This window comes from Candidatus Nitrotoga sp. M5, assembly GCF_927904885.1.
Lineage (GTDB): Bacteria > Pseudomonadota > Gammaproteobacteria > Burkholderiales > Gallionellaceae > Nitrotoga.
The window spans coordinates 1-1,355 of record NZ_CAKMNW010000040.1; the positions used below are offsets into that span (position 1 = coordinate 1).

Sequence of the window (1,355 nt, forward strand, 5' to 3'; positions counted from 1 at the left end):
TGTGTCTCAGCCAAATAGAGCGGACGCCACTGCCTGAAACAAAGACACCGCGTTTGCGTAATTCATTACTGGTGCGGTGCTGCCCATGTGCTGGAAAGTCTACTGCATAACCGATGACGGCTTGTTCTGTATGATCGTCAAAACGATTCTTGAGATTAGGTACGCGGCGCTCGCGATTGATAAGTCCCTCTAAACCATCGGTTTCAACGAGTTCTTGATAGCGATAAAACGTGTCTCTTGATACGCCCATAATCTTGCAGGCTTTGGAGACGTTTTGAAGCTCTGAAGCAAGATTGAGCAATCCTGCTTTATGTTTAATGATTGGGTTGTTAGTATGAAACATGAGCGTTACCTTTCTTTATGTTTGATGACGGATTCGACACCCATATCAAACTCGGTAACGCTCACTTTTACAAGTGTATTGTCAGATCAGATTGAGACTAGTTCAAATTTGGTTTAGATTTTTTCCACCCTAACCTGCTTCCCACCGAGTAAGGTTTCTACCGGCGTTCTGCCATAACAAACCTTGCGCTGATGAGGGCTTTCATTATTGAAATAATTGAGCCATTCGTCCAAATCTTTCTGCAATGTTTCCACAGCGCGAAAGTGATCTTTCAAAATACCTTGCACTTTAATGTATGTCTCGTCCATCCGGCAGTTCCCGCCAATCGGACGCCTATATATTTTTCAGTAATGGTAAAAATCGGATCGCCCAACGGCCCACGGTAAAATGATCCACAGATACGTCACGCTCCCCCATCAATTCTTACAGGGCTGACAAACTTGACGGATACGCTGCGTACTGACGAATGCATACCACAATCACCTTAATTGGGAACCGCATTTTTTTGCGACCAGTATGAGTGCTGTTGCTGCGGACAAAAGAAGTCACCCAGGACAGCGAGCCCATACCTAGGTCGAGTGTACAAAATTTTCTGACGACACTATGATCTTGATCAATAGACATCGGCGGCATAATCTAGCTGATTAATAGGTTTAAGGTTTGTTATTGGAAATAATTTATCAGGTTTCAGGTTGAGATCAATGAAGAGAAAGGTAGTGTCGTGGATCTGAATTTGATAAAGAGTTTTGGGGCTCTTAGGTTTGATTCTCGTCGCATGCGCAGCTTCAGAGGCGTGGAGTGATCACATTATGTGTTGAAGCAGAAAAAGCACACGGAGCTCAGGGAAGCATTCCGAAGTCATTAGCCACAACTGGTCGATCGAGTATTTAGTCGACGCTGAAAATAACGTAACTAATTGATGTTATGTTGCATTATTTTATTTTATGCTATAATTTTGTCCAGTTTTAAAGCGAAAACCATTAAAAGCTGGACGAAACACTATGCAAAAGTC

Annotated in this window: 2 protein-coding genes; both read right to left on the reverse strand. The window is 43.0% G+C overall.

Annotated elements, in window-relative coordinates; all coding sequences use genetic code 11:
* A partial coding sequence (locus tag MJ770_RS08905) for a helix-turn-helix domain-containing protein (protein WP_239253151.1) occupies positions 1-343 on the reverse strand: 343 nt, incomplete at its 3' end.
* Between the two features lie 113 nt (positions 344-456).
* Entirely contained in the window at positions 457-651 is a 195-nt protein-coding gene (locus MJ770_RS08910) for a hypothetical protein (RefSeq protein WP_445083143.1), read from the reverse strand.
* Between the last annotated feature and the right edge of the window lie 704 nt (positions 652-1,355).